The following is a 23504-nucleotide window of genomic DNA, read 5'->3' as shown; positions in this document are numbered from 1 at the left end:
GACTCAACGCGCCAACCTTCGTCGTCCTTCGTGGCGCCGGTTGTACTGCCGGCGCTTCCACCACTCCGGTCCCCGCTCGATGACCTGGGTCGCGACCACGCCCACCAGGGCGTTGAGGAGGCTCTGCACCAGGATCTGTCGCCAGGGCCGGCCGATGGCGTGTCTCTCTATCATCGCGTACAGCCCGAGGAAACACACGCCGTGCAGCCACGTCGAGGCGAAGAAGACCACGCCACGCGGGATGATGCCGCTCACGATGAACTGCGTGGCGACCACCCCGGCCAGGAACCCCACCAGGGTCTTGGCCAGGCCGGCGACGCCCAGCACGCCTCCCGAGAGGGCATCCTGGCAGAGGCCGGCCACGGTGCCGGACACCAGCCCGGCCGTGGGCCCGAAGAAGATGGCGGTGCCCACCACCACCACCAGCACGAGGTCCATCGCGATGAACCGGCCGAACCACTGGTAGCCGACCACCGTCTGCAGCATCAGCGCCACGACCAGCGCCACGCTCACGCCGATGACGCGCGTCATGGGGTGGGCCCGGAGCGCGCCGGCGGCAGCGCCTCGCGGCGCCCGGCGCCCGTCTCACGCGGCGTCGACTGGCGCACGGCGTCCGTTGCGGGACTGCCCGCGCCGGTGCCCACGCCCCCGGGCCTGGTGGCAGGCGCCGCCGAGCCTGCCGGGGTGCCGGTCACGGGCGTCGGCGAGGGCGGAGCCGCCCCCGCCGCAGCGGGCGACGACGCCGGGGCCGGTCCCTCCGGCCCCGGCGCGGGGCTCGCCTCGGGGGGCGCAGGCTGGGGTCCGGTCACCAGCAGCACCGTATCGAGCGACGAGAAGTCCACGCGCGGCCGGATGGCAATGAGTCGGTACAGGCCCGATCCGCGCTCGGCCCGCTCGACGCGCCCCAGCACGAACCCGCGCGGGTAGATGCCGTCGAGGCCCGAGGTCAGCACCAGGTCACCCGGCGCCACATCCGCCAGGTTGGACACGTACTCCATGCGGAGGGGCACGTCGGTGTCGGCGTTCGAGCCAACCACGACGCCGCCCGCGCCGTTGCGCTCGATCACGCCTCCCGCGCCGGCGTTGCGGTCGATGATCAGCTGGACCTTGGCGGCGTGCGCGGCAGGTTCGTCGATGACCCTCCCGACGACACCGAGCGGCGAGAGCACCGCCATGTCGCGCCGGACGCCGTCGGAGGCGCCCTTGTCGATGGTCACGGTGCGGAACGCCGCGACGGGGTCGGCCGCGATCACGCGCGCGGCCATCGTCGCCGGCAGTTCGGTCCGCTGCAGTTGCAGGAGGCGCTCGAGTTGCTCGGCGCGCCGCGCCTGCGCCGTCGCATGCTGCAGTTCGACGCCGAGGCGATCGAGGTGCAGTTGCAGTGCGTCGGCCCGCGCGCGGTGCCCGCGCAGGGCCACGTAGTTGCCCCACGCGCCGGTGACGCCCTGGGTGACCCACGAGGTCAGCGCCTGCACCCGCGACAGGGCGCCGAAGATCGTCGTCTCGAGCACGCTCACACCCGTCTGCGAGCTCACCTGGGCCGAAATCAGCAACAGGTGTCCGAGCAGCGCCGCCACCAGCAGGTAGCCGGTGCGCTTCTGGAACTCGAGGACGGGACCGCGGTCGTTGGTCAGCACGGATGGGGGCTAGCGGCTGGGAGCTGGGAGCTGGAAGGCATCCAGCCCCCAGCCCCGAGCCCCTGAGTGCGTCATCAGTCGATCGAGATCTTCCTGAGCAGGTTGAAGTCCGACAGCATGCGGCCGGCGCCGAGCACGACGGTGGAGAGCGGGTCTTCCGCCATCGCCACGGGCAGGCCGGTCTCCTCGCGGAGGCGCTTGTCGAGGTTCTTGAGCAGCGAGCCGCCGCCGGTGAGCACGATGCCGCGGTCGACGATGTCGGCCGAGAGCTCGGGCGGCGTGCGCTCGAGCGCGATGCGGACGGCGTCGACGATCACGTTGACGGTCTCGGCCAGCGCCACGCGGATCTCGCTGTCGCTGATGGTGATCGTCTTGGGCACGCCTTCGACGAGGTGCCGCCCCTTGATCTCCATCTCCGTGGGCTCCTCGAGCGGGAAGGCCGAGCCCAGTTCCATCTTGATCTGCTCGGCGGTCCGTTCGCCGATGAGCAGGTTGTAGGTCTTCTTGATGTACTGGATGATGGCCTCGTCCATCTCGTTGCCAGCCACCCGGACGGCCTTGCTGTAGACGATGCCCGCCAGCGAGATGACGGCGATGTCGGTGGTGCCGCCGCCGATGTCGACGATCATGTTGCCCGAGGGCTCGGTGATGGGCATGCCGGCGCCGATGGCGGCCGCCATCGCCTCCTCCACCAGGTGCACCTCGCTGGCCTTGGCGCGATAGGCGCTGTCCTTCACCGCGCGCTTCTCCACCTGCGTGATCTCGCTCGGCACGCCGATGACGATGCGGGGGCGCACCCACACGTTGCGGTTGTGCGCCTTCTTGATGAAGTACGTGAGCATCTTCTCGGTGACCTCGAAGTCGGCGATGACGCCGTCCTTCATCGGCTTGATGGCCACGATGTTGCCGGGCGTGCGCCCGAGCATGTCCTTGGCTTCCTTGCCGACGGCCTCGATGCGGCCGTTCACCTTGTTGATGGCGACGATGGAGGGCTCGTTGACGACGATTCCCTTGCCCCTGGCGTACACACACGTGTTGGCGGTGCCGAGGTCGATGGCAAGGTCGCTCGAGAACAACGAGAACAGGGAACGCAGGCTCACTCGGAGGTACTCCTCTTGGGACGGCCGGCTGCTGCAGCCGGCCCTGTCGTCGTGTCGGGTCGTGCGGCCCGTCCGAGCAGCACGGCCCTGATGCCGTTGCGGCCATGCCGCTTGACCCAGTACATCGCCTCGTCGGCGGTGCGGATCAGGTCGGCGGCCGTGAATGTCGGGCGCCTCAGCGTGGCGACGCCGACCGAGACGGTCAGGCGCAGATCCACCCCGTACGCCGTCAGGAACGTCTCGGCGGCGACGCGCTGCTGGATGCGGCGGGCCACGCCCGCCGCATCACGCGCCCCCGTGTCGGGCAACACCACCACGAACTCGTCGCCGCCGTAGCGGACGGCCGTGTCCGTCAGGCGGACGCAGGCCCGCAGGAGGTGGCCCACTTCCACGAGCGCCCGGCTGCCCATCAGGTGGCCGTGGCGGTCGTTGACGCGCTTGAACGCGTCGAGATCCAGGAAGACGAGCGACAGCGGCCGCTTCGTCCTCGCCAACCGGGAGCGCTCGCGCTCCACGGTCTGCAGCAGGTGCCGGGCGTTGTACAGGCCGGTCAGGTCGTCGATGGCCGCCAGTTCCCGCAGGCGGTCCATCTGGCGCACCCGTCCCAGCGCCAGCCCGGCGGGCCCGAGCACCTCGTCCTCGAGCGCGGCGGCGGCGGCCAGGACGTCTGGCGGCCGCGGCGCCGGCGCCCCGTCGATGCCGACGAGCACCCCTGCCACATCTTCTCGGTCGCGAAGGACCCACGCGACAGCGGCCGTGTCGGGCCCGACGCCCAGGGCGGCCCGGACCGAGCCGGCGCTCCAGGGCGCGTCGGCACGCAGGGCGGCGTCGGCAATCGTCAGGGCGGCCTGTCCCAGGCGTCGGCGCGGCGTCGGCCCGGCGATCAGTTCCGGGCCGTATCGGCCGGGAATCACCACCGCCCAGGCCTGGAGGGGTAGCCATTCCGACACGGTGTTGACGAGAAACCGAGCAAGGGCCGGAGCCGTGGCAGGGCCCTGGAGGGCGAGCCACCAGGCGTGCAGGGCCTCGCGTGACGCAAGCGCGCGGCGCGCGGTGCGCGGGAGGCGAGGCAGACCAAGGGCCAGGTTCACGGCGGCGATACTCGGGGCGTCTGGAGGGTCAGGCGGGCGTCTCGGCAGGTACGAACCGCCCTTCATCATAGCCTTGCACATCCAGTGCCGTATAATCAGGGGCTTCGTACACCGGGTGCCGGGTTCAGGGTGCCGGGTACGAGAACCAGATCCAGTTCGCCACCGGAGAGCGGCTGCGCAAGGGACGGCTGGCGAGTGTCGCGCGAGACCTCGGCCCCGTCCCCGGCACCCGGTACCCGGTACCCGGAGATTTCCGTATGACCATGCTCGACCGGATGCGTCGCCACCAGGGGTGGCTCAAGTGGAGCCTCGCACTCGTGGTGCTCACATTCGTGTTCTTCTACGTGCCCGACTTCCTGAGCCCGACCAACGGCGGCGCCACGGGAACGACGAGCGACGCCGTCGCCACCGTGCAGGGGCGCCCGATCACGGTCGCCGACTTCACGCGGGCGTACAACGCGCAGATGGCGCAGTTCCGGAACGCGTACGGGGGCAACATGAGCACCGCGATGCTGCGGCAGCTCGGCCTCGACCGCCAGGTACTGCAGCAGATGATCGACCAGGAGGCGGTGCTCGCCGAGGCCACCCGCCTGGGGATCACGGCCAGCGACGCGGAGGTGCGCGAGCGGATCATGAGCGTGCCCGCGTTCCAGGAGAACGGCCAGTTCATCGGCGAGCAGCGCTACCGCCAGTTGCTGCGGCTGCAACGCCCGCCGATCACCGCCGCGCAGTTCGAGGACGAGATTCGCAACAGCGTGATCCTCGACAAGATGCGCGCGACGCTGACCGAGTGGATCACGGTCTCGGACGCCGAGGCCGACGCCGAGTACAAGCGCCGCAACGAGAAGGTCACGCTGGAGCTGGTGTCGTTCCCCACGGTGTCGTTCCTCGAGCAGGTGCAGGTGTCGGACGCCGACGTCAGCGCCTGGTTCGACGCCAACAAGGAGACCTACCGGATCGGCGAGCGCAAGAAGGTCAAGTACCTGCTGCTCGACGCCCAGGCCATCCGCCAGAACATCACGGTGCCCGAGCAGGACATCCAGCGCGCCTACCGCCAGAACATCGATCAGTACACGCAGACCGAGCAGGTGCGCGCCAGCCACATCCTGCTCAACACCGAAGGCAAGGACGAGGCCGCCGTGCGCGCGAAGGCCGAGGACCTGCTCAAGCAGCTCAAGGGCGGCGCCGATTTCGCCGCGCTGGCCCGGGCCAACTCCAACGACCCGGCGAGCGCCTCCAAGGGCGGCGATCTGGACTACTTCGGCAAGGGCCGCATGGTGCCCGAGTTCGAGGCGGTGGCCTTCACCCAGCCGGTGGGCCAGTTGAGTGAGCTCGTGCGGACCCAGTACGGGTTCCACATCATCAAGGTCACCGACAAGAAGGCGGCCGAGGTGCAGCCGCTCGACGCCGTGCGCCCGCAGATCACCGAGCAGCTGAAGTTCGAGCGTGCGCAGACGCGCGTGCAGGACCTCGCCACGGCCATCGCGACGGAAGTCAAGGCGCCCGCCGACCTGGACAAGGCCGCCAACACGCGTGGCCTCAAGGTGCAGGAATCGCCGTTCTTCACGCGCACCGAGCCGATTCCCGGGCTCGGGGCCTCGCCCGAGGTGTCCGAGGCCGCCTTCTCCCTCGAACAGGGCAAGGTGAGCGGACCGCTCCGCACGGGCACCGGCGTGGCGTTCCTGACCGTCACGGGCAGCGAAGCCGCGCGCGTCCCGGCGCTGTCCGAGGTCAAGGATCGCGCGACCAACGACCTCAAGCGGAAGAAGGCCCAGGATCTGGCCAAGGCCAGGGCACAGGCCACGGCGACCACGCTGAAGGGCGCGGCGGACTTCGGGGGCGCGGCCAAGGCCGCGGGCCTGACGCTGCGCAACGCGGACGGCATCGTGCGCGGCGCCGCCATCCCCGAGGTCGGGCCGAGCCCGGCCGTCGATCAGGCGGCGTTCTCGCTGCCGGTCGGCAGCGTCAGCGACCCCATCCCCACCCCCAACGGCGCCGTGGTCGTGAAGGTGGTGAGCCGCACCGATGTGCCGACGGCCGACCTGGCCAAGAATCGCGACGCCATCCGTCGCGAACTGGCGTCGCAGAAGCGCGCGCAGTTCTTCGCCAGCTACATGACCAAGGCCAAGCAGGGCATGGGCATCACCATCGACCAGGCCGTCATCCAGAGACTCACGACGTGAGCCTCGCCTTCGGCTCGCTGACGTCGTTCGCCTGGTAATGCTGCGATGCTGCGATGCCGAATGCCGAAGGGCAAAGGCTAAAGGCTGAAGGACAAAGAAAGGGCGGGACTGCCACCTGGCGATCCCGCCCTTTGTACGTCGGTCAAGCCTTGAGCCCTGAGCCCTGAGCCTACTTCCTACCGCACAAACACCCACGGCAGCAACGCGAGCGCCTCGCCGCGTCGCAGCATCTGCAGCGGCCGCCGCACGGACGCGAGCGTCTCGCGGTCCTGCGGGCTGAGCAGCGCCTCGCCCAGCGACGCGCGCATCGACTGCCCCCCGCCCAGCGTCGACGACAGCGCTTCGAGCACGGACGGGCGCGGTGGGTAGGTCACCAACTGCACGGTGGTGTCCTTGGCGATGCCGGCCCGCTGCTGCGCGATGGCGATCGCCCGGGGCAACCCCCCGAGTTCGTCCACCAGGCCCTTCTCCCGGGCCTGTCGGCCGGTCCACACGCGCCCCTGCGCGACCGCGTCGATCTTCTCGGGCGTCGAGCCGCGCGACTCGGCCACCTTCTCCACGAACTGGTCGTAGAAGGCCTGCATCTGCTCCTCCACCTTCACCCGCTCGTCCGCGGTGAACGGCCGCGCGCCCGAGTACATCTCGGCGTACTTGCCCTCACTCACCGCCTCGATGGTCATGCCGAGCTTGTTGTAGGTGCCCCCGACGACGAACTTGCCCGAGAAGATGCCGATCGAGCCCGTGAGCGTGCCCGGCTGGGCAACGATCACGTGGCCGGGCATGGCGATGTAGTAGCCCCCCGAGGCCGCCAGGTCCGACATGGACACGACCAGCGGCTTGCGCGCCCGCAGCAGCATCAACTCGCGCCAGATCACGTCGGAGGCCACCGTGGACCCGCCCGGGCTGTCCACCCGCAGCACGGCCGCCTTGATGCTGTCGTCGTTGCGGACCTCGCGGATGTACTCGGTGAGCTTGTCCGAACCGACCTCGGTGCCAGTCGCCCCGGTGCCACCCGACCCCGACACGATGGTCCCGACGGCGTAGAGCACCGCGACCTTGGGGGCCGTGAGCGACGGACGCGCCGCCGGCATCAGGGTGAGGTACTGCTCGAGGGGCAGTTCCGAGAAGCGATCGCCGAGGCCGCTGGTCTTGCCGATCTCGTCGAAGTAGGCCACGTCGTCCACGAGGCCATGCCCGAGCGCCGCGTCTGGCAGCATCGGCCCCTGGTCGACCAGCGTGCGCACCTCGTCGACGGTCTTCTTGCGCGCGCTGGCCACGACGCCGAGGAGCTGCTCGAACGCGTCGTGGTTGAGCGACTCGGTCATCTCCCGGTGCGCCGGCGTGAAGCCCTTCTCGGTGAAGGTGTTGACGGCCGTCTTGTAGTCGCCGATGTGCAGCAGGTCGGGCTGCGCCCCCACCATGTCGAACGTGCCGCGCAGGAACACCTGGTAGCTGGCCAGCCCCGTGAGGTTGAGCTGCCCGGGCGGGACGAGCACCACACGCGTCGCCGCCGACGCGAGCACGTATTCGCGGTCGCCGGCGTACTCGAGGAACGCGACCAGGGGCTTGCCAGACGACCGGAAATCCACCAGCGCGTCGCGGAGTTCCTGGACCTTCCCCCACAGCGCGGGTGCCTGGATGGGCTTGAGCAGGACGCCGGTCACGCGCGGGTCGGTCTTGGCCGCGCGGAGCGCCTCGGTGATGCTGCGGACCGTGACGGGCTCGTGCACGAGCGCGTCGAACGGATTGGTCGAGATCTCCTCGAGGTCCCCCTGAATCTTCAGGACCAGGACGCCCTTGTCGGGCACCCCAGGCGGGCGACTGAACGCCACCCACGAAAACGCCACCAGCGCGGCCGAGAGGAGCACGGCACACCCCAGCAGGAAGACGACCACCCAGATGCCTCGTCGCACAGCCACGCTCGTTCCTTCGTCGGAAGCGGCGCCCATCACGGAGGCGCCGGATGTCGGGGTCCCTTGGAAGGAGCATAGCACCCGCGTTTCGCTTCCCTCTTCCGCTGTGTGTCGAGGTGCGCTATACTCCGTCGTCTGTGACCGGCCCGGTCACGCGCCCTTATGCGGAAGTGGCGGAATTGGCAGACGCGCAGGTCTCAGGAACCTGTCGGGGCAACTCGGTGAGGGTTCAAGTCCCTCCTTCCGCACCAGCCTTCGCTCACCTGCGGTGAGCTTCGGCTGGCAGGCCATGCGGTCTTCACGACGCTTCGGCTGGCAAGCCACACAACTCAGCAGGACCGGTCAAAGGTGCCCACAGGCACCTTTTTTCGTCTTGATTCATTACAGCGTGTCTACAGGCGGACAAGTTGGCCGCGACGCGCCGCGTCTCGAGCTGTTTCTCGCAGGGCACGGGTCTTGCCTCAGTGAAGGCTGTGCCCGCGCAGTCGCGCCGGCCAGGAGACGACCGATGCGCATGCTCCCTCAGCGTCGCCGAGTGCTCTGGAAACTCTTCCGCGCCGGCCAATCCGTCAGGTGCGAGGTGTCTCCGCACCCCTTCGGCATGGAACTGCGCTACCTCGTCAATGGCAAGCCGGTGATGAGCCGCGTGTTCGAGGAATGGGACGCGCTCGAACATGCGGCGTCCGCGTGGTGCGAAGGCCTGCTGCTTCGCGGGTGGCGGGACGACGCCGCGCCGTACGGCGACACGGCGCGCGCCGCGTCCTGACATCCGATTCGGCCCCTCTCCCGCCTGCTACACTCGGTCCATGAGTGTGGCGGGCGGTCCTTACGTCGCGTTGGCCGTCCTCTGCCAGCGCATCGATCTCCAGCCGGACGGTACGGCCAACATCCTCGGCATCGTCGATGGGCTGGCGATCGACGATCCCACCCTCCCCGGCACTCCCCCGCTCGTCCTGAACGTCCGCGCGCTGATCGCCTTGCGGGGCGGCAGCGTCCGCGGCCCCCACACCGTCACCCTGCGGGGCTGGTTCCCGTCTGGCGCCGAGGGGCTGGCGGCCGACACGAGGGTGGCGTTCACGGACGAGCGTCCCGCGATCACGCTGAACCTGCCACTCGAGCTCGAGCTCCCGGAGATCGGCACGTACGTGTTCGACGTGCTGTGCGACGGCGAGTTGCTGACCGCCATCACGCTCGACGTCGTCCAGCGCTGAGCGCGCCGGCCCCACCACCTCTTCGTCCCTACTGCAGGCAGGTGGTCGGCCCGGGCGTCGGCGGTGCCGTGGTTTCCGCAGACCGGACCGAGAGGAATTGCACCTTCGGCGGCACGATCGGCGCCAGGGTGATCGAGACGCGAAGCGCCCCGCGTTCGCACGGCATGACCCACTCGCCGCGCAAGGCGTTCTCGGCGACGAGCGGGCCGTCCGCCCGACACGCCCCGTGCTTCTCGCGCAGTTGCTCGAACGACCGCTTGCGGCGTTCCTTCGCCACGTCGAGATAGAGGTTGTTGGCGGCAATCCGCTCAGCCAGTCCGTCGTCCCACTGCTGGATCAGGCGCGTGACGTCGGCGCGCATGCCGACGAGCGCCGCCGAAGGTTGCGGCTGCCGCGGCACCAGCGCAGCGGTCCGCGACAACGCGGCAAGCGCGGCGTCGAAGCGTGGTCCCCAGTTGGTGTAGGTCAACGACCCCATCGCCACGAGGCCGACGCCGTGCTCTGGCAACCAACGCATCTGCGAGCCGAACCCGGGCAAGCCACCCGAGTGGGCGACGACATGCGAGAACTCGCAGGTCTGCGAGACACGGAGGCCGTATCCGTACCCGCCGGACTGCAGCTGCACTCCCCCGCCGGGCAGCACACGCGCCAGGGCGGTTGCCGTCCGCCACACCTGCTGCATCTCGCGGCGCGACGACCGGCGCAGCGGCCCCGCCTCCGCGCCATCGCGCGCGGGCCAGGCGTCCATGTGCCAGGCGACGTACGCCGCGAGATCGCGCAGCGACGTCAGCATCCCGCCCATCGCGCCGAACGCGCCGTCGGGCAGCGGGGGCTCTTCCTTCCAGCGCTCGTCTTCCCAGCGGTAGCCATGCGCCAGGCGCGCGGGCGGCACGGCGGGCGCGTCGAGGGTCGTGTCCGACAGCCCCAGGGGCACGAGCAGCCGCGTGCGGACGTACTCGCGATACGGCATGCCCGCGACGTTGGTGACGATGCGCCCCAGGATGGCGAAGCCGTAGTTGGAGTACTCGTAGGCAAGCCCGGGCGGCGTCGAGAACGGGATGCCCTGGCGCATGAGGGCGTCCATCTGCGCGTCGGTCACCGCCAACTGCTGATCGCCCCACGGGTTGTCCTCGGGAAAGCCCGTGGCGTGGGTCAGGAGGTGGCGCACCGTGAGCCGAGGCGAATCGGTGGTCGGATACGCCAGCGCCTTCAGTTCGGGCACGTAACGCTCGGCGGGGTCGTCGAGCGAGAGCTTACCCTCGTCCCGCAGCATCAGGATCGCCGCGGCGGTGTAGCTCTTGGTCATCGACGCGATGCGGAACACCGTATCGGCCGTGACGGGCGCCTGCGTCGTGACGTCCTGCACACCGAACGTGCCGGTGTGCACGAGACGTCCGTCCACGATCACGCCCCAGGCCATGCCGGGGACATGTGCGGTGCGTGCGTACTCGGTGAATATCCGGTCGATGTCGGGGAACGCGGTGGCCAGCGCGGCCGCGCGATCCGGTGTCGCGCCGACCGCGGGTGACTGCGCGTGGCTCGGTCCGGCCAGGGACATCGCCAACAGCCCGGTCGCCACGCCAGTCCTCAGAGTGCGGCGTGCCACGGAAAGGTTTCGTTCGCCCATGGTTGCCCGCCCTCTGCTGCGGTGACGGCCCGTGCGGAGAACGGCCCCTGTCCAGGGTCCGACTGCCGACTGCCGACTCCCGACTGCCGTTCCCTTACCAGTTCGGTTCCTTGCCCTCGATGAGCGACTCGGTCTTGCGGATCTCCGGGCCGTTCTCGGTGCACACCGCGTAGCTGCTCTCGTACATGGACACGCCGGCGAACTCGCCGTTCTTGTTCAGGATGTAGAAGTTCAACCCGAACTTCGGCTTGCCTTCGTGGATGAGGCGCTTCTCGATGGTGTTGGCGCGCACCCGGCGCAGCGCCTCCATGCCGGCATCCTTGGGCGACTTGCCGGCACGCATCTGCTCGACGATCAGGAACGAGCACAGGCCGTACAGGTTGGCCTCCCCACGCCCGGTCGACCCGGCCGCGCCGATCTCGCCGTCGACGTACAGGCCGGCGCCGAGGATGGGCGAGTCGCCGACGCGCCCGGGGATCTTCCACGCCAGGCCGCTGGTGGTCGTGACGCCGCAGATCTCGCCCTTGGCGTTGACGCCGTCGCAGTTGATGGTGCCGAAGTAGTGGTCACGGTCGATCAGGCCGTCGCGCACCATCGACCACCCGGCATCGAAACCGGCCTGCGCCCGCTTCTCGGGGTCGAGGAAGTGCTCCGGGTCGAGGCGGCGCTTCCATTCGAGCCACAGCCTGCGGGACGTGTCGGTGTTGAGGTCGTCCTCGATCTCGAACCCCATCTGGCGGGCGAACTTCTGCGCCCCGGCGCCGACCAGCAGGTGGTGATCGGTGTTCTGCATCACCGCGTACGCCACCTTCGATGGGGTCCGCACGCCCTCCAGGGCCGCCACCCCGCCGGCGCGCTTCTTCGGCCCGTGCATGCAGCACGAGTCGAGCTGCACCACGCCCTCCGCATTGGGCAGGCCGCCATACCCGACGCTGGTGTCCTTGGGGTCGAGCTCGACGATGTTGACGCCTGCCACGAGGGCCTCGAGGACGTCGGTGCCCCCGGTCATCAGGCGGAACGCCCTGGCGACACAGCTTTCGTTGCCGTCGTGCAGGCGCGTCTGGCCGTTGCTCGAGGCGATGACGACGGGGCGGGGCCGCGACTGCAGGATGGCCGGGGCGCCCTCGGCGCGGGTGGCCAGGCCGAGGCCGGCGGCGGCCGCGCCGGAGCGGACGAAATCGCGTCGATTCAGGCGGGAAGACATGCGCCAGAGTGTACGATAGCTGGTCTACAGGCCGGGTGAGTGCCCCCTGGCCGCTCGATCCGTGCCCCACGCGTCTGTGCTGCTGAACCCGATGTCGGGGTTCATGGCCGGCGTGTCGGCGCCGATGCGAGAGGTGTGCTCAAGACAAGCGAAGGAGCCATGTCCGACTTCCCCGTCCTCCCCGAACGCATTGCCGGCCTGCAGGACCTCGCCATGGACCTGTGGTGGGTGTGGCACCGCGACGCGCGCGAGGTGTTCCGCCGGCTCGACTACAAGGTCTGGCGGCTGACCGCCCACAATCCGGTGCGGATGCTGCGCCTGCTGTCGCCGGAGGGCCTCGCCGCCGCGGCGGCCGATCCGGCGTTCCTCGGCCTGTACGACGAGGCGATGCGCCAATTGCAGGCCGCGCGTGCCGGGGAGCACACGTGGTGGGCCGAGCGCGCGACGTTCGGTCGGACCCGTCCCATCGCCTACTTCTCGGCGGAGTTCGCGCTGCACCAGTCGCTCCCGATCTATGCGGGCGGCCTCGGTGTGCTGGCCGGCGACCACTGCAAGGAAGCCTCGGACCTCGGGTTGCCGTTCGTCGGCGTCGGCTTCATGTACCCGCAGGGCTACTTCCACCAGAGCGTCACGGCCGACGGCTGGCAGCAGGAGATCTACGAGCAGATCAACTGGGAGAACGCCGCGACGCAGCCCGCCCGCGCCGCCGACGGCTCGGAGCTGGTCATCGCCGTGCCCCTCGGCAGCCGTACCGTGCTCGTCTCGGTCTGGCAGGTCAAGCTCGGGGGCATCTCGCTGTACCTGATGGACACCAACCTGCCCGAGAACGCGCCCTGGGATCGCGAGCTCTCGGCGCGGCTCTATGGTGGCGACCGCGAGACCCGGGTCCAGCAGGAGATCATCCTGGGGATCGGCGGCGTCCGCATCCTGCGGGCGCTCGGACTCGAGCCGGCGGTGTGGCACCTGAACGAGGGGCACGCCGGCTTCGTCGTGCTCGAGCGGATTCGCGAGTTGCTCGAGCAGGGGCGATCGTTCGACGAGGCGCACGCCGAAGTGCGCAAGACGACGGTGTTCACGACGCACACGCCCGTGCCGGCCGGCCACGATGCCTTCCCGTTCCACATGGTGGAGACGCACCTGGCGGGGTGCTGGGGCGGACTCGGCGCGCACCGCGAGGACTTCCTCGCACTGGGGCGCTACGACAACGGCAGCGGCACGCTGTTCAACATGACGGCGCTGGCGATGCGCAGCGCCAGCGGCGTCAACGCGGTCAGCCAGCTGCACGGCGAGGTGACGCGCGAGATGTGGGCGCCGCTGATCCAGGAACTGCCGCCGCAGGACGAGCCGGTGAAGGCCGTGACCAACGGCGTGCACCTCACCAACTGGCTGTCGCTCGAGCTCACCCGCACGCTCGACAAGTACCTGCCGGCCGACTGGCGCGCGCGCCACGACGAGCCGGCGTTGTGGGACCGCGTGCTCGACATCCCGGACGAGGTGCTGTGGGAGACGCGCGAGAAGATGCGCTCCTACATGTACAACTTCGTGCGCGAGCGCATTCGCGAGCGCTGGGTCCGCGAGAACATCGCCCCGCCCCGCGTCCTGGCCGGCGGCACGTTCCTCGGCCAGCAGGCGCTCACCATCGGCTTCGCCCGCCGCATGACGATGTACAAGCGGCCCGACCTGATCTTCCACGATCCGGATCGGCTGGCGCGGCTGCTCAACGACCCCAAGCGGCCGTTGCAGATCGTGTTCGCGGGCAAGGCCCACCCGGCCGACGAGGGCGGCAAGCACGCCCTGCAGGGGATCTACCGCCGCGCGCTCGACCCGCGCTTCGGCGGCCGCATCGCCTTCGTCGAGGACTACGACCTGCACGTCGCCCACTACCTCGTGCAGGGCTGCGACGTGTGGCTCAACAACCCCCGCAAGCCGCTCGAAGCGAGCGGCACCAGCGGCATGAAGGCCGCAGCCAACGGCGTGCTCAACGTGAGCATCGGCGACGGGTGGTGGCCGGAAGGCTTCGCCGGCGGCAACGGCTGGCTGATCGACCCCGGTGTCGAGCACGCGGACCCGTCGGCGCAGGATGCGGCTGACGCCGAGGCGCTGTACCGGCTCCTCGAGAACGAGGTCGTGCCGGCGTTCTACGAGCGTGACGACCACGACGTGCCTCACCGCTGGGTGGGCATGGTCAAGCAGTCGATCCGCACGGTGGCGCCGCAGTTCTGCACGCGCCGCATGCTGAAGGAGTACGTCGAGCGCATGTACATGCCGGCGTTCGAGCACAGCGTGGGCAAGGACAAGTAAGAAGAGCAGAAGAGTAGAAGGTAAGAAGGCAGGGCGGGAAGGGCGAAGGACGGACGGGCGAAGCCTCCAAGGCTTGGCGCGGTCACCTTCACCTTCCTCCCTGCCTTTTCTGCGTCTGCCCTTCCGCCTTCCCGCCCTGCCTTCTTTCCTTCTGCTCTTCTACGCTTCTGCCCTTCGTGATTGTCGCGCTGGCGCCATGCGACAATCACGTAATGCCTCGTCGTACCGCGTCCAGCGCCCGCTGCGCCCTGTGCAATGCCAAGGAAGTGTCCGAGCCGCGAGGCGAGGAGAAGTACTGCCGCGACTGCTGGGACAAGAAGATCGCCGTCGAGGAGATCGTCGCGCGCGAGTTCGCGCTCAAGCGCTACATCCGCGCCCACAGCGCCGAGAAGTACCTCATCTACCACTCCACCCTGAAGCGTCCCTGCGGGATGCTCATCGTGGTGGACGATGGGTACGACCTGTTCCTCACCCTGGTGCTCTATCCCACGTTCGGGTGGGAGGAGCCTGCCTACCACCTCGAGGGCGATCCCGAGACGCGCAGCTTCCACGAAGTGCTCGTCGACGTCGTCGTCGCCGAGGTGATCGAGCCGTGGGGCGGCGGCAAGTGGCACATCGAGATCATCCGCGCCACCCAGGCCGAACCCGAGGAGTGGAACGGCGAGTTGTAAGCCGGGCGCCCGGCTAGGTGAGCGCCAGGTACTCGTGCACGAACCGCACGACCATCGAGCCCTCGCCGACCGCCGAGGCGACGCGGTTCATGGCGCTGGCGCGCAGGTCCCCGGCGGCGAACACGCCGGCCACGCTCGTCTCGAGCGCCAGCGGCTCGCGTGACTCCTTCCAGATACGCGCGTACCCCTGGGCGGCCATCAGGTCCCGCCCCGTCTGCACGAAACCACGCCCGTCGCGGATGACCTCACCCGGCAGCCACTCGCTGCGCGGCTGCGTGCCGATGAACACGAACACGGCATCCACCGGCTCGACGACCTCGCCCTCGATCCCGGGCGACGTGAACGCCACGCGCTCGACGTGGTCACTGCCCTCCACGCGCGCGATCTCCGTGCCCGTCCGCAGGCGGATGTTCGGCGTCCTGCCGATCTGGTCGATCAGGTACTGCGACATCGTGGCCTGCAGCGAGGCGCCACGAATCACGATGTCCACCTCCGCCGCGTACCGCGACAGGTACATCGCGCCCTGCCCTGCGGAGTTGCCGCCTCCCACCACCACCACGCGCTTGCCGGTGCAGACGGGCGCCTCCGTCGTCGCGGCGCCGTAGTACACGCCCGCGCCCGTGAACCGGGTCACGCCTGGCGCCGGATGCTCGCGGTAGGCCATGCCGGTGGCCGCCAGCATGGTGCGGGTCACCAGTTCGCGGCCATCACTCAACTGCAGCCGCTTGTACCCGCCCTCGAGCGTCACGCCCGTGACCTCGACGGGCACCAGGCACTCCGCCCCGAGCCGCTGCGCCTGCGCAACCGCGCGACGCGTGAGCTCGCTGCCGCTCACCCCGGTCGGAAACCCGAGATAGTTCTCGATGCGCGAGCTCGTGCCTGCCTGTCCGCCGGGCGCGTGCCGGTCGAGCATGAGCGTCTTCAAGCCTTCGGAGGCGCCGTACACGGCCGCCGCCAGTCCCGCCGGTCCCGCGCCCACGATCACGAGGTCGTAGAGGTCGTGTGCCGCCGCGAGGGGACGCTTCAGGTGCTCGGCGACCTGTCGCGGCTCGGGGCTGCGAAGCACCGTGCCGTCCTCGAAGAACAGCGCGGGGAGGTCGTCGGACGCGAGCGAGGCGGCCTCGACGAGCGCCGGCGCCTCGGGGCTGCGCGCAAGGTCCACCCACTGGTACGGGATGAGGTTGCTCGCCAGGAAGTCCTTGATGGCGTGCGACCGGGGGGACCACTGATGGCCGACCAGCCGGAGGCCCGCGGCCTCGGGCGGGGCATCGGCCTGCCAGGTCTCGAGGAGGTCGTCGAGTACCGGGAACAGCTTCTCTTCGGGCGGCGCCCACGGCTTCGAGAGGTAGTGATCGAGGTGCGCGTCGTTGATGGCGCGCACGGCCGCGTCGATGTCGGAGTAGGCCGTCAGCAGCACGCGGCGCGCGAGCGGGTACAGATCCCGCGACCTGGTCAGCAGTTCGGTGCCCTGCATGCCCGGCATGCGCTGGTCGCTGAGGATGAGGGCCAGCGCATCGCCGCGCTTCTTCATCTCCTGCATCGTCTCCAGCGCCTCCTGCCCGGAGGACGCGCTCAGCACGGTCCACTTGTCGCGGTACTGGTCCCGCAGGTCGCGACGAATCGCCGCCAGGACCTGGGGGTCGTCGTCGACGGCCAACAGCGCGGCCTTCCTCACGACGGCCTCCCGGCCTGCGCAGCGGCAGCGATCGGCAGCGAGACGCGGAACTCGGTGTGCCCGGGCGTCGACTCGACGTCGATGTCGGCGTTGTTGTGCGAGAGCAGGCGACGCACGATGTCCAGGCCCAGGCCAGTGCCCTGCCCCACCGGCTTGGTCGTGAAGAACGGTTCGAACATGCGGGAAAGCACCTCGGGAGGGATCCCTGGCCCGTTGTCCACGATCCGGACGACGACGTGCCCGCGCTCGTGCCTCGCGGTCACGTCGACACGGCCGTTCTCGGCAACCGCGTCGAGCGCGTTGTCGATCAGGTTGGCCCAGATCTGGTTCAACTCACCGACGAAGCCGACGACGTGCGGCAGCTCTGGCTCGACGACGATCGTCACGGCGATGGACTTGCGCCGCGCCTTCGACTTCAGCACCGTGACCGTGTTGCCCAGGTTCATCGCCAGGTCCAGCGGCTCGGCCGCCGGCGCCTGATCCATGTGCGTGAAGCCCTTCACGGCCTGCACGAGGCCGGTGATGCGCATGGCGGCATCCTGGATCTCCGAGGCCAGTTCACGCACGGAGCAGCCGGCCGCCGCCCACCGCAGTACCGCGCCGAGGGCCGGACCGCTCACGGCTTCCGCGATCCGATCGAGCGCGTCGATCGTCACGGCCGTCTCGGCCAGGAGCGAGGCCAGCCGGTCGTCGAGCCCGTGGACGCCGAGCCAGTCGGCGATGTCGTCCTCGCGCTGGGCGCGCTGCAGGGGCGACAGGATGCCCTTGGCCGACGACATCAGGCACGAGTTCCGGACGGTATCGATCGCGGCCAGCTGCTCGTCGGTCAGGCTCGAGGCGCCAAGGATGCGCGTCGCCGACTCCGCCTCCTCGAGGCGATCGTCGAGCAGCGCGGCGCTCCGCTCGATGGCGGCGGCCGGGTTGTTCAACTCGTGCGCGAGGCCGGCCGCGAGCTTGCCGAGCGACGCCATCTTCTCGTTGCGCAGGTCGCTCGACGTGAAGCGCCGGGCGCGATCGACCATGCTGTGGACGAGGATCGTGGTCACCTCGTGGCATTCACGCGTCATGTCGCGAAGCCGCGTGCGGTCCACCGCGAGGATGGTCGTGGGCTCCTGGGCGACGGTGTTGCCGGGGGGGCTGGCCAGCCGCGAGTACGGGAGCATGCCCGTCACATCGCCGGCCCGCCACTCCATCACCTTGTCGCGGCTGGCGCCACGCTCCACGAAGATCGCGATGTGGCCGGACAGCACGACGTACATGCCCTGGACGGTCGTGTCCTTCCGTGTGAGCACCTCGCCCTCGCCCAGGTGACGCACGGTGCCGTGCGTCGCCAGCCAGGCGAGTTCCTCGCGCGGCGCACTGCCAAGAGTCGTGTGCTGCGCCAGCTGCTCGACCAGATCACTCGGTGTCACGGCGCCCCCCTCCGCGGGGCGGCTCATCATACACGGCGTCGCGTCATTGCCACCGCAGGGGCGGCAACGTCCGCACGTCGATGAGGGCTACCGTCTCGCGGGTCCGCCCGGTGTGGAACTGCACGTAGTCGCCCCGGCGGTCGAACGAGGCGTGCGCGTGCACGGCCCGGACGCCGTCGCGGATCCCGGTGGCGAGCAGGCGCATCGTGCCCGTGGCGGTCTCGAGCAGCCACAGCCGGCCGGCGCTGTCGTCCACCACGAGGAACCGGCCATCTGGACGCGCGGCGACATGCCAGTAGTCCCCTTCCTTCACCATGCGCGCGCCGCCGTCCTTGCCGGCAATCATCACGCCCTGCTTGTCGTTGATCAGGGTCAGCTCGCCGGTGCCGGCGATCCAGGCCTCGTGGGTGATCCACTCCTTCAGGGGCGTGACCCAGGTCCTGCGGTCCGTGCGCGCGTAGAAGGGGCGGTTGTGCCGCCCGTCGGCGTCGACCACCCACGTGCGTTGCGGCGCGTAGCCGCCCGTCTCCCACACGTAGAAGATCACGTCGTCGGTCGGGCTGTGCTGCACGTGGCCGATGCGGAACCCCTGGGTGATGACGGTGCGGTACTCGCCCGTCCGCACGTCCATGCGCCCGATCTCCCACGTGCCCTCGTCGCGCTGGACGGAGAGCGCGAGGTGCGTGCCCGCGCCGTTCAGCGACGGCTGGCCGAAGCCGCCGACGGCCGCTCCCGGGATCCTGCCGACCGTCTGCTCGGTGAAGGTCACGATGTCGAGCGACACCACCGCGGGGCCGCGCTGCAGGTACACGCGACGCGGGTTGGTGTGGTCGGGGAGCGCGCCGCGCGACGTGCCTTTCGGGTCGTCGGTGAGCTGCACGATCCGCCCCGTGTCGACGTCGGCGCGATACAACTGCGACGTCCCCGTCCGCGTCGACGTGAAGAGCAGGTACCGGTTGTCGGCGGTGAAGTTGGAGACGTGGAAGTAGAGGTTGTCGCTGGTGCCGGCCGTCGCGATCTCGCGCACGGTGACGCCGGTGACCGGATCGACATAGGACTGCTGCTCGATCCCCCAATCGCGGCCGACCTGGGCACCGGCAGGCGCGGCCCACGACAGGACGACGAGACAGGCGAGCGACAGGGAGCAGGACGTGGCGCGCATCGGGATGCGCGTCATTACACCTCAAGTCGGGCCGGCTAGCTGCCCACGACCGGGGCGTACCGCTGGCGGGCCCGGACGTCGAGGCCGCGGCGCGCCACCTTGACCTCGATGCTGCGCGACTCGGGATGCTTCTTGCCGGGTGCGGGGTCCGGCTGCGCGTACGCGAGGCGGTAGTACTGCCGGCTGTCCTGCAACACCTGAGGGAAGATCTTCGTCAGGTCGTTGGTCCACAGTGTCTGGATGCCGCCGGTGTTGCGCGCGAGGATGGCCAGGCTGCCGAAGATCTCGCCGTTCGAGATCTGCGTGGCCTGCGTGAACTGCGGGTTCTCCGAACCGCCCATGTTCACCATCTGGCTCGATGGCAGGTGGGCGGTCGATGGCGCACGCAGTCCCCGGGGGTCGACGGTGTAGATGGCGACGTTGCCGATGGCGGCCTCGCGCAGCACCTGCATGTAGTCGTTGAACGCCGCCTGTCCCGCGGGTGTGAGGCGAGCATTCCCTTCCTGCACGAACCCGTCGTGGCCCTCGCTCACGAGGAGAATCGCGCGCCGTTCGCGCGCATCGTCGCGCACGGCGCTCGCCACGTGCCCGAGCACTTCCATGGCCCGTCGCGTGCGGAACTCGGCCTCCATCGGCGTGCCGCCCGTCTTCTGGCCCCGGAAGGCGCGAATCGCGGCGCGTGCCGGCTCGCGTCCGGTGGTCAGGTCGAGCGCGATCTCGCCCGTCGGCGCCGTGTTCACCACGGCCAGCCGATCGTGCGGCCCCAGCGCATCGACGAACGCCAGTGCCGCGTCTGCCGCCGGGGCGGTGCGCGTCGGATGGATGTGCCAGTCGTCGAGCACCAGCACGAAGTCGCGCCGCTGCGACGGCTGCTCGCCACGACCGAGGTCGACACGCTCGAAGGCCGTCAGCGGTTGCGGCTTCCCGTTGTCGAGCACGGTGACCTCCTCGGCCCGGAGGTCGGTGACGGGACGCCCGTCGCGCGTGACGATCGCCGACACCTCCACCAGCGTGGTGCCGCCGCGGAAGGTGGGCTGGCCGGAGGGCGCGGGCGCCTGCGCCTGCAACGTGGCGGCGGCGAGGACGGTGGCAACCGCGAGGGGCAGGCGACGCATGCGGACCTCTCCGGACATCGTGCCCCCTTCATTCTGAATTCTGAATTCCGAATTGTTCAGTGCGGCTCGGCGAGCCTGTCCACGCGATCGCCCAGCATCGGCCAGCGAGGCACGCCACCGACGGCCACCTTCGCCAGCGACCAGGCCCAGAGCAGCAGGCCGATCACGACGATGCCCTGCGTCGCCCAGAGGCCCGCGCGAAACAGCGCGAGCGAACTGAGGAGGCCGATGGCGGCGATGCCGAGCGTGAACGCGCCGATCACCGAGAGCACGCCGAACCCGAGCACCGACTGCGCCGCGTGCCACCGGGAGGGGCGGTCACGCGACTCGAGCCACAGGACGAGGACTCCCGAAATCCAGCCGGCCGAGTACGCGAGGAGGGCGGCCTGCCGGGGCGTGAGCCCGAGCGACGTACGCTCGGGGGCCGTGGGCAACGCCGGGCCCGACGGCCGAGCTGGAAGCTTCGCCATGCGGCGACCAGCGTAAACCAGAACAGGCGACAGGCAATGGGCCACAGGCCACCTGACGCGCAGGCCGCCTGCAACCCGTAGCCCGATGACCTACTTGTCCGCGACCTTCTCGAAGCGGATCGGCCCGTCGTGCTTGGTGACGCCCGCCACGGCGAACGGCGTGGTCACGGTGGCCGTCACGCTGGATCCCTGCACGGGTGGCACTTCCCGGTACATCACGATGAGGGTGTCGCCGTCCTTGCCGACGCCGGCGATCTCGACCTTGTAGCCGCTGGTGGGGCGATTGCCGAGGAACACGCCGACCACCATCATCTGGTCGAAGGCCACCTGCGGCGCGGCCTGCTTGGTCGGCAACTGGGCCCAGAGGGCGGCCCAGTCCTGTTCGTTGCGCACGACGGACTCGCGCTGGGCACCGCCGCCGTTGCTGAGCGGGCCGTGCGCGATCGGCACGAAGCGCGGCGCGTTGGACGCGGTGGTGGCGCCGGCGCCAGGAGGCCCGTAGACGGCGAACGTCAGCTCGCGCGACACGGCAGGCTTGTTGACGCGCGGCTTGGCCTCGACCTTGAGCACGTACAGGCCGGGGGCGAAGTCCTTGAGCGGCACCTCGAACTGCACGCCATAGCCGCCGCCCTTGCCGCCGCCGAGCTCGGTGGACTTGCGCTCCTCGGAGGTGTTGAACACCTTCGTGCCGTCGGCGCGCGTCACGGTGGTGGTCACGTCGACGCTGTGCGCGCCCTGGATGGCGTCGTACACGTCCACGTAGCCGAACAGGTTCTCCACCTGTGCGAAGCCGCGCGTCGTCGTCGGCGGGAGCGGCATCAGCTTCTTGAGCGACTCCTCCATGCGCGGTGTCGGCGTGAGCTGCGCACCGGTCGACGTCAGCAGGATGCCGCTGATGCTGAGGTCCTTGTCCGAGAAGTCGGGCACCACGAGGTCGGTGAAGACCGAGCCGAGGGTGCCATTGTTGGACTCGCGGGCCGCCACGCGGAGCTGGTACCGGCCCGGCGGGAGGTCGAGCGTCGCCACCGACCGGATGCCGGTCTGGGCCATGCGGTCACGCGTCTCCTTGCGGAGCTTGAGGTCGAGGTTGGCGCGGTCGCCATCGGGCACCTTGCCCATGATGTCCATGGCCATCATGGAGATCTCGAGGGTGTTGGTGAAGACGTCGCCGGCCTGCTTGAAGGCCAGCTTCTCGCCCTCGACCTGCACCGTCACGGCCACCGACGAGGTCTTGTTGGCGCCCTTGAAGGGCGCGGCGTTCACCGAGATGTTGAGGCCCGGCGTGGCCAGTGCGGAGTTGAGGGCGAGGCGCACCTCGGGCGACGTCCCGGCCGCCGACTCGGTGATCTTCTTCTCTTCCTTCTCCTTGGGCGCCTGGTAGGCCTTGCGCGCGTAGACCTTGACGTCCTTGCGGTTCACCTTCACCTCGATGCGCCGCACGCTGCCGTTGCGGCGATCGTCGGTCGGGTAGTACCCGATCAGGTAGTAGTTGCTGCTGTCGCGGACGACGCGGTCGTAGATCTTCGTGAAGTCGTTGCTGTTGACCGAGAAGGCGCCACCGGTCTCCTCGGCGAGCGACATCAGGCTCATCTGGGCCAGGCGCTGCTCGTCGCGGATGTTCCACGGGTTGAGGCCCAGCGTGACGTCCTGGGGCGGTGCCTGCATGTCCATCTCGTCGTCGGACATGCCGACGAGGCCGCGGGGGTCGATGGTGTAATACGCGACGTTGCTGCGGGTCGCGGCGCCGATGGCGTCGCGCATCGAGAACAGCACGTCGCTCGAGAAACGCGCCCCGCCCTGCCCCATGATGTCGATGATGTTGTAGTCGATGCCCTCGCTGTAGAACAGCACCGCCTTGCGGCTGCCGTTGACCGTCTCGAGCAGGCGCGACACGTTGCGCAGCGTCTCCATCGACGAGCGCGCGTTGAAGGCGCGCTCGGGGTCGAGCATGTCGAGGGCCCGGTCACGCGCGGCGTTCTGGTCGCCCGACGAGGCCTGCAGGGCGTTGAGGTACTCGACGCGGTTGCGGTAGTCGTCGAGCCGCTCGAGGGTGGCCGATCGCATCCGCATGCCGATCAGCTTGTCGACGGCGGCGGTCATCAGCTCCTTGTCGCTCGTGAACTCCTGCGACGCGTTGTTGCGGCCGCTCGCATGGATCACCGCCACCGAGTCGTTGGCCGCGACGTGCTTGTCGATGAACTGCTTGACGGCGACCTTGACCTGGTTCGCCCGCAGCGCCCCGATGTGGTAGTCGTCGAGGATGATCACGTAGACCCGACCCTCGCGCGCCCCCTCGTTGGTGGCGACGTCGAACTTGAGGGGCCGCCCCTCGATGAGGGTCCGCTCCGGCGCCTCGAACGGGATCCGCACCGGCGTGAACACGCTGATGGTCTGCGGCTTGCCGTTCTCGAACACCTGGAAGTCGCCCTGCTTCAGGTCTGCCACCAGGTTCCCGTCATCGTCGGTGACGATGGCCGAGACCTCGACGTAATCGATCTGGGCGCGGAAGGTGGGGCGCTGGGCCTGGTCGGCCTGGGACGCGGGTGCAGCACTCCCGGCCTGCTGGGCCAGGAGGCCGGCCCCGGCCAGGAGCGCGAGGACCGCCGTGGAGGACACGAATCGACGCATAGGGGTACCGGGACACGGGACGTGGACCTGCCACCTCCCGCTGGACTGCGCGCTGGCATCAGCGCTGGACAACTCGGGATTATAAGACGCGCCTGGCCGTCGCA

General features: G+C 69.6%; 18 protein-coding genes and 1 tRNA gene. 6 read left to right on the top strand and 13 right to left on the bottom strand.

The window, feature by feature from the left end; translation table 11 throughout:
* Window positions 1–3: 3 nt before the first annotated feature.
* From mreD to ACIRDX_RS04515, 4 genes are all read right to left on the bottom strand, one after another.
* Complete coding sequence (gene mreD, locus ACIRDX_RS04530; RefSeq protein WP_396624211.1) at window positions 4–531, bottom strand: rod shape-determining protein MreD; 528 nt, start codon at window positions 529–531, stop codon at window positions 4–6.
* Window positions 528–1637: a rod shape-determining protein MreC gene (gene mreC / locus ACIRDX_RS04525; RefSeq protein WP_396624210.1), complete on the bottom strand. Its 1110-nt coding sequence runs from the start codon at window positions 1635–1637 to the stop codon at window positions 528–530. The genes mreD and mreC overlap by 4 nt, the downstream gene beginning before the upstream one ends.
* Before the next feature lie 74 nt (window positions 1638–1711).
* Window positions 1712–2737 (bottom strand): rod shape-determining protein, encoded by a 1026-nt coding sequence (locus ACIRDX_RS04520; RefSeq protein WP_396624209.1) that lies wholly within the window; start codon window positions 2735–2737, stop codon window positions 1712–1714.
* The gene (locus ACIRDX_RS04515; protein WP_396624208.1) at window positions 2734–3828 is read right to left on the bottom strand and encodes a diguanylate cyclase; all 1095 of its coding nucleotides are present in this window, start codon (window positions 3826–3828) and stop codon (window positions 2734–2736) included. The genes ACIRDX_RS04520 and ACIRDX_RS04515 overlap by 4 nt, the downstream gene beginning before the upstream one ends.
* Before the next feature lie 257 nt (window positions 3829–4085).
* Between ACIRDX_RS04515 and ACIRDX_RS04510 the strand changes: the two genes are divergently transcribed.
* Complete coding sequence (locus ACIRDX_RS04510) at window positions 4086–6011, top strand: peptidyl-prolyl cis-trans isomerase (RefSeq protein ID WP_396624207.1); 1926 nt, start codon at window positions 4086–4088, stop codon at window positions 6009–6011.
* A gap of 176 nt (window positions 6012–6187) precedes the next feature.
* Here ACIRDX_RS04510 and sppA read toward each other — a convergent pair whose 3' ends face one another.
* Window positions 6188–7930 (bottom strand): signal peptide peptidase SppA, encoded by a 1743-nt coding sequence (sppA, locus tag ACIRDX_RS04505; protein ID WP_396624206.1) that lies wholly within the window; start codon window positions 7928–7930, stop codon window positions 6188–6190.
* Between the two features lie 158 nt (window positions 7931–8088).
* Between sppA and ACIRDX_RS04500 the strand changes: the two genes are divergently transcribed.
* The 3 genes from ACIRDX_RS04500 to ACIRDX_RS04490 all read left to right on the top strand — a co-directional run bounded on the left by ACIRDX_RS04500 (window position 8089) and on the right by ACIRDX_RS04490 (window position 9135).
* Window positions 8089–8175, top strand: a tRNA-Leu gene (locus ACIRDX_RS04500).
* A 257-nt stretch (window positions 8176–8432) separates the two neighbouring features.
* A complete protein-coding gene (locus ACIRDX_RS04495; RefSeq protein WP_396624205.1) occupies window positions 8433–8690 on the top strand; it encodes a hypothetical protein in 258 nt (85 codons plus the stop codon).
* Between the two features lie 40 nt (window positions 8691–8730).
* Window positions 8731–9135, top strand: a complete 405-nt coding sequence (locus ACIRDX_RS04490; protein ID WP_396624204.1) for a DUF6941 family protein — start codon at window positions 8731–8733, stop codon at window positions 9133–9135.
* Between the two features lie 28 nt (window positions 9136–9163).
* On the opposite strand, the gene ACIRDX_RS04485 is transcribed toward ACIRDX_RS04490, so the two are convergent.
* On the bottom strand, window positions 9164–10714 hold the full coding sequence (locus ACIRDX_RS04485) for a serine hydrolase domain-containing protein (protein WP_396624203.1): 1551 nt from the start codon (window positions 10712–10714) through the stop codon (window positions 9164–9166).
* A 142-nt stretch (window positions 10715–10856) separates the two neighbouring features.
* Complete coding sequence (locus tag ACIRDX_RS04480; protein WP_396624202.1) at window positions 10857–11966, bottom strand: N(4)-(beta-N-acetylglucosaminyl)-L-asparaginase; 1110 nt, start codon at window positions 11964–11966, stop codon at window positions 10857–10859.
* Between the two features lie 159 nt (window positions 11967–12125).
* Here ACIRDX_RS04480 and glgP point away from each other — a divergent pair, with 159 nt between their 5' ends.
* The gene (gene glgP / locus ACIRDX_RS04475) at window positions 12126–14267 is read left to right on the top strand and encodes an alpha-glucan family phosphorylase (protein WP_396624201.1); all 2142 of its coding nucleotides are present in this window, start codon (window positions 12126–12128) and stop codon (window positions 14265–14267) included.
* A gap of 212 nt (window positions 14268–14479) precedes the next feature.
* Complete coding sequence (locus tag ACIRDX_RS04470) at window positions 14480–14938, top strand: hypothetical protein (protein WP_396624200.1); 459 nt, start codon at window positions 14480–14482, stop codon at window positions 14936–14938.
* A 13-nt stretch (window positions 14939–14951) separates the two neighbouring features.
* On the opposite strand, the gene ACIRDX_RS04465 is transcribed toward ACIRDX_RS04470, so the two are convergent.
* From ACIRDX_RS04465 to ACIRDX_RS04440, 6 genes are all read right to left on the bottom strand, one after another.
* Window positions 14952–16613, bottom strand: coding sequence for an FAD-dependent oxidoreductase (locus ACIRDX_RS04465; protein WP_396624199.1), 1662 nt, complete (start codon window positions 16611–16613; stop codon window positions 14952–14954).
* Window positions 16610–18025, bottom strand: coding sequence for an ATP-binding protein (locus ACIRDX_RS04460; RefSeq protein WP_396624198.1), 1416 nt, complete (start codon window positions 18023–18025; stop codon window positions 16610–16612). The genes ACIRDX_RS04465 and ACIRDX_RS04460 overlap by 4 nt, the downstream gene beginning before the upstream one ends.
* Window positions 18026–18068: 43 nt before the next feature.
* Window positions 18069–19187 carry a hypothetical protein gene (locus ACIRDX_RS04455; RefSeq protein WP_396624197.1) on the bottom strand — a complete coding sequence of 373 codons (1119 nt, stop codon included), beginning with the start codon at window positions 19185–19187 and terminating at the stop codon, window positions 18069–18071.
* A gap of 35 nt (window positions 19188–19222) precedes the next feature.
* Window positions 19223–20302 (bottom strand): VWA domain-containing protein, encoded by a 1080-nt coding sequence (locus ACIRDX_RS04450; RefSeq protein ID WP_396624196.1) that lies wholly within the window; start codon window positions 20300–20302, stop codon window positions 19223–19225.
* A 56-nt stretch (window positions 20303–20358) separates the two neighbouring features.
* Complete coding sequence (locus tag ACIRDX_RS04445) at window positions 20359–20772, bottom strand: hypothetical protein (protein WP_396624195.1); 414 nt, start codon at window positions 20770–20772, stop codon at window positions 20359–20361.
* 90 nt (window positions 20773–20862) lie between these two features.
* Window positions 20863–23388, bottom strand: coding sequence for a VWA domain-containing protein (locus ACIRDX_RS04440; RefSeq protein WP_396624194.1), 2526 nt, complete (start codon window positions 23386–23388; stop codon window positions 20863–20865).
* Window positions 23389–23504: the final 116 nt, after the last annotated feature.

This window comes from Luteitalea sp. (assembly GCF_044337415.1).
Lineage (GTDB): Bacteria > Acidobacteriota > Vicinamibacteria > Vicinamibacterales > Vicinamibacteraceae > Luteitalea.
This window is presented reverse-complemented; position numbering and strand designations above follow the sequence as displayed.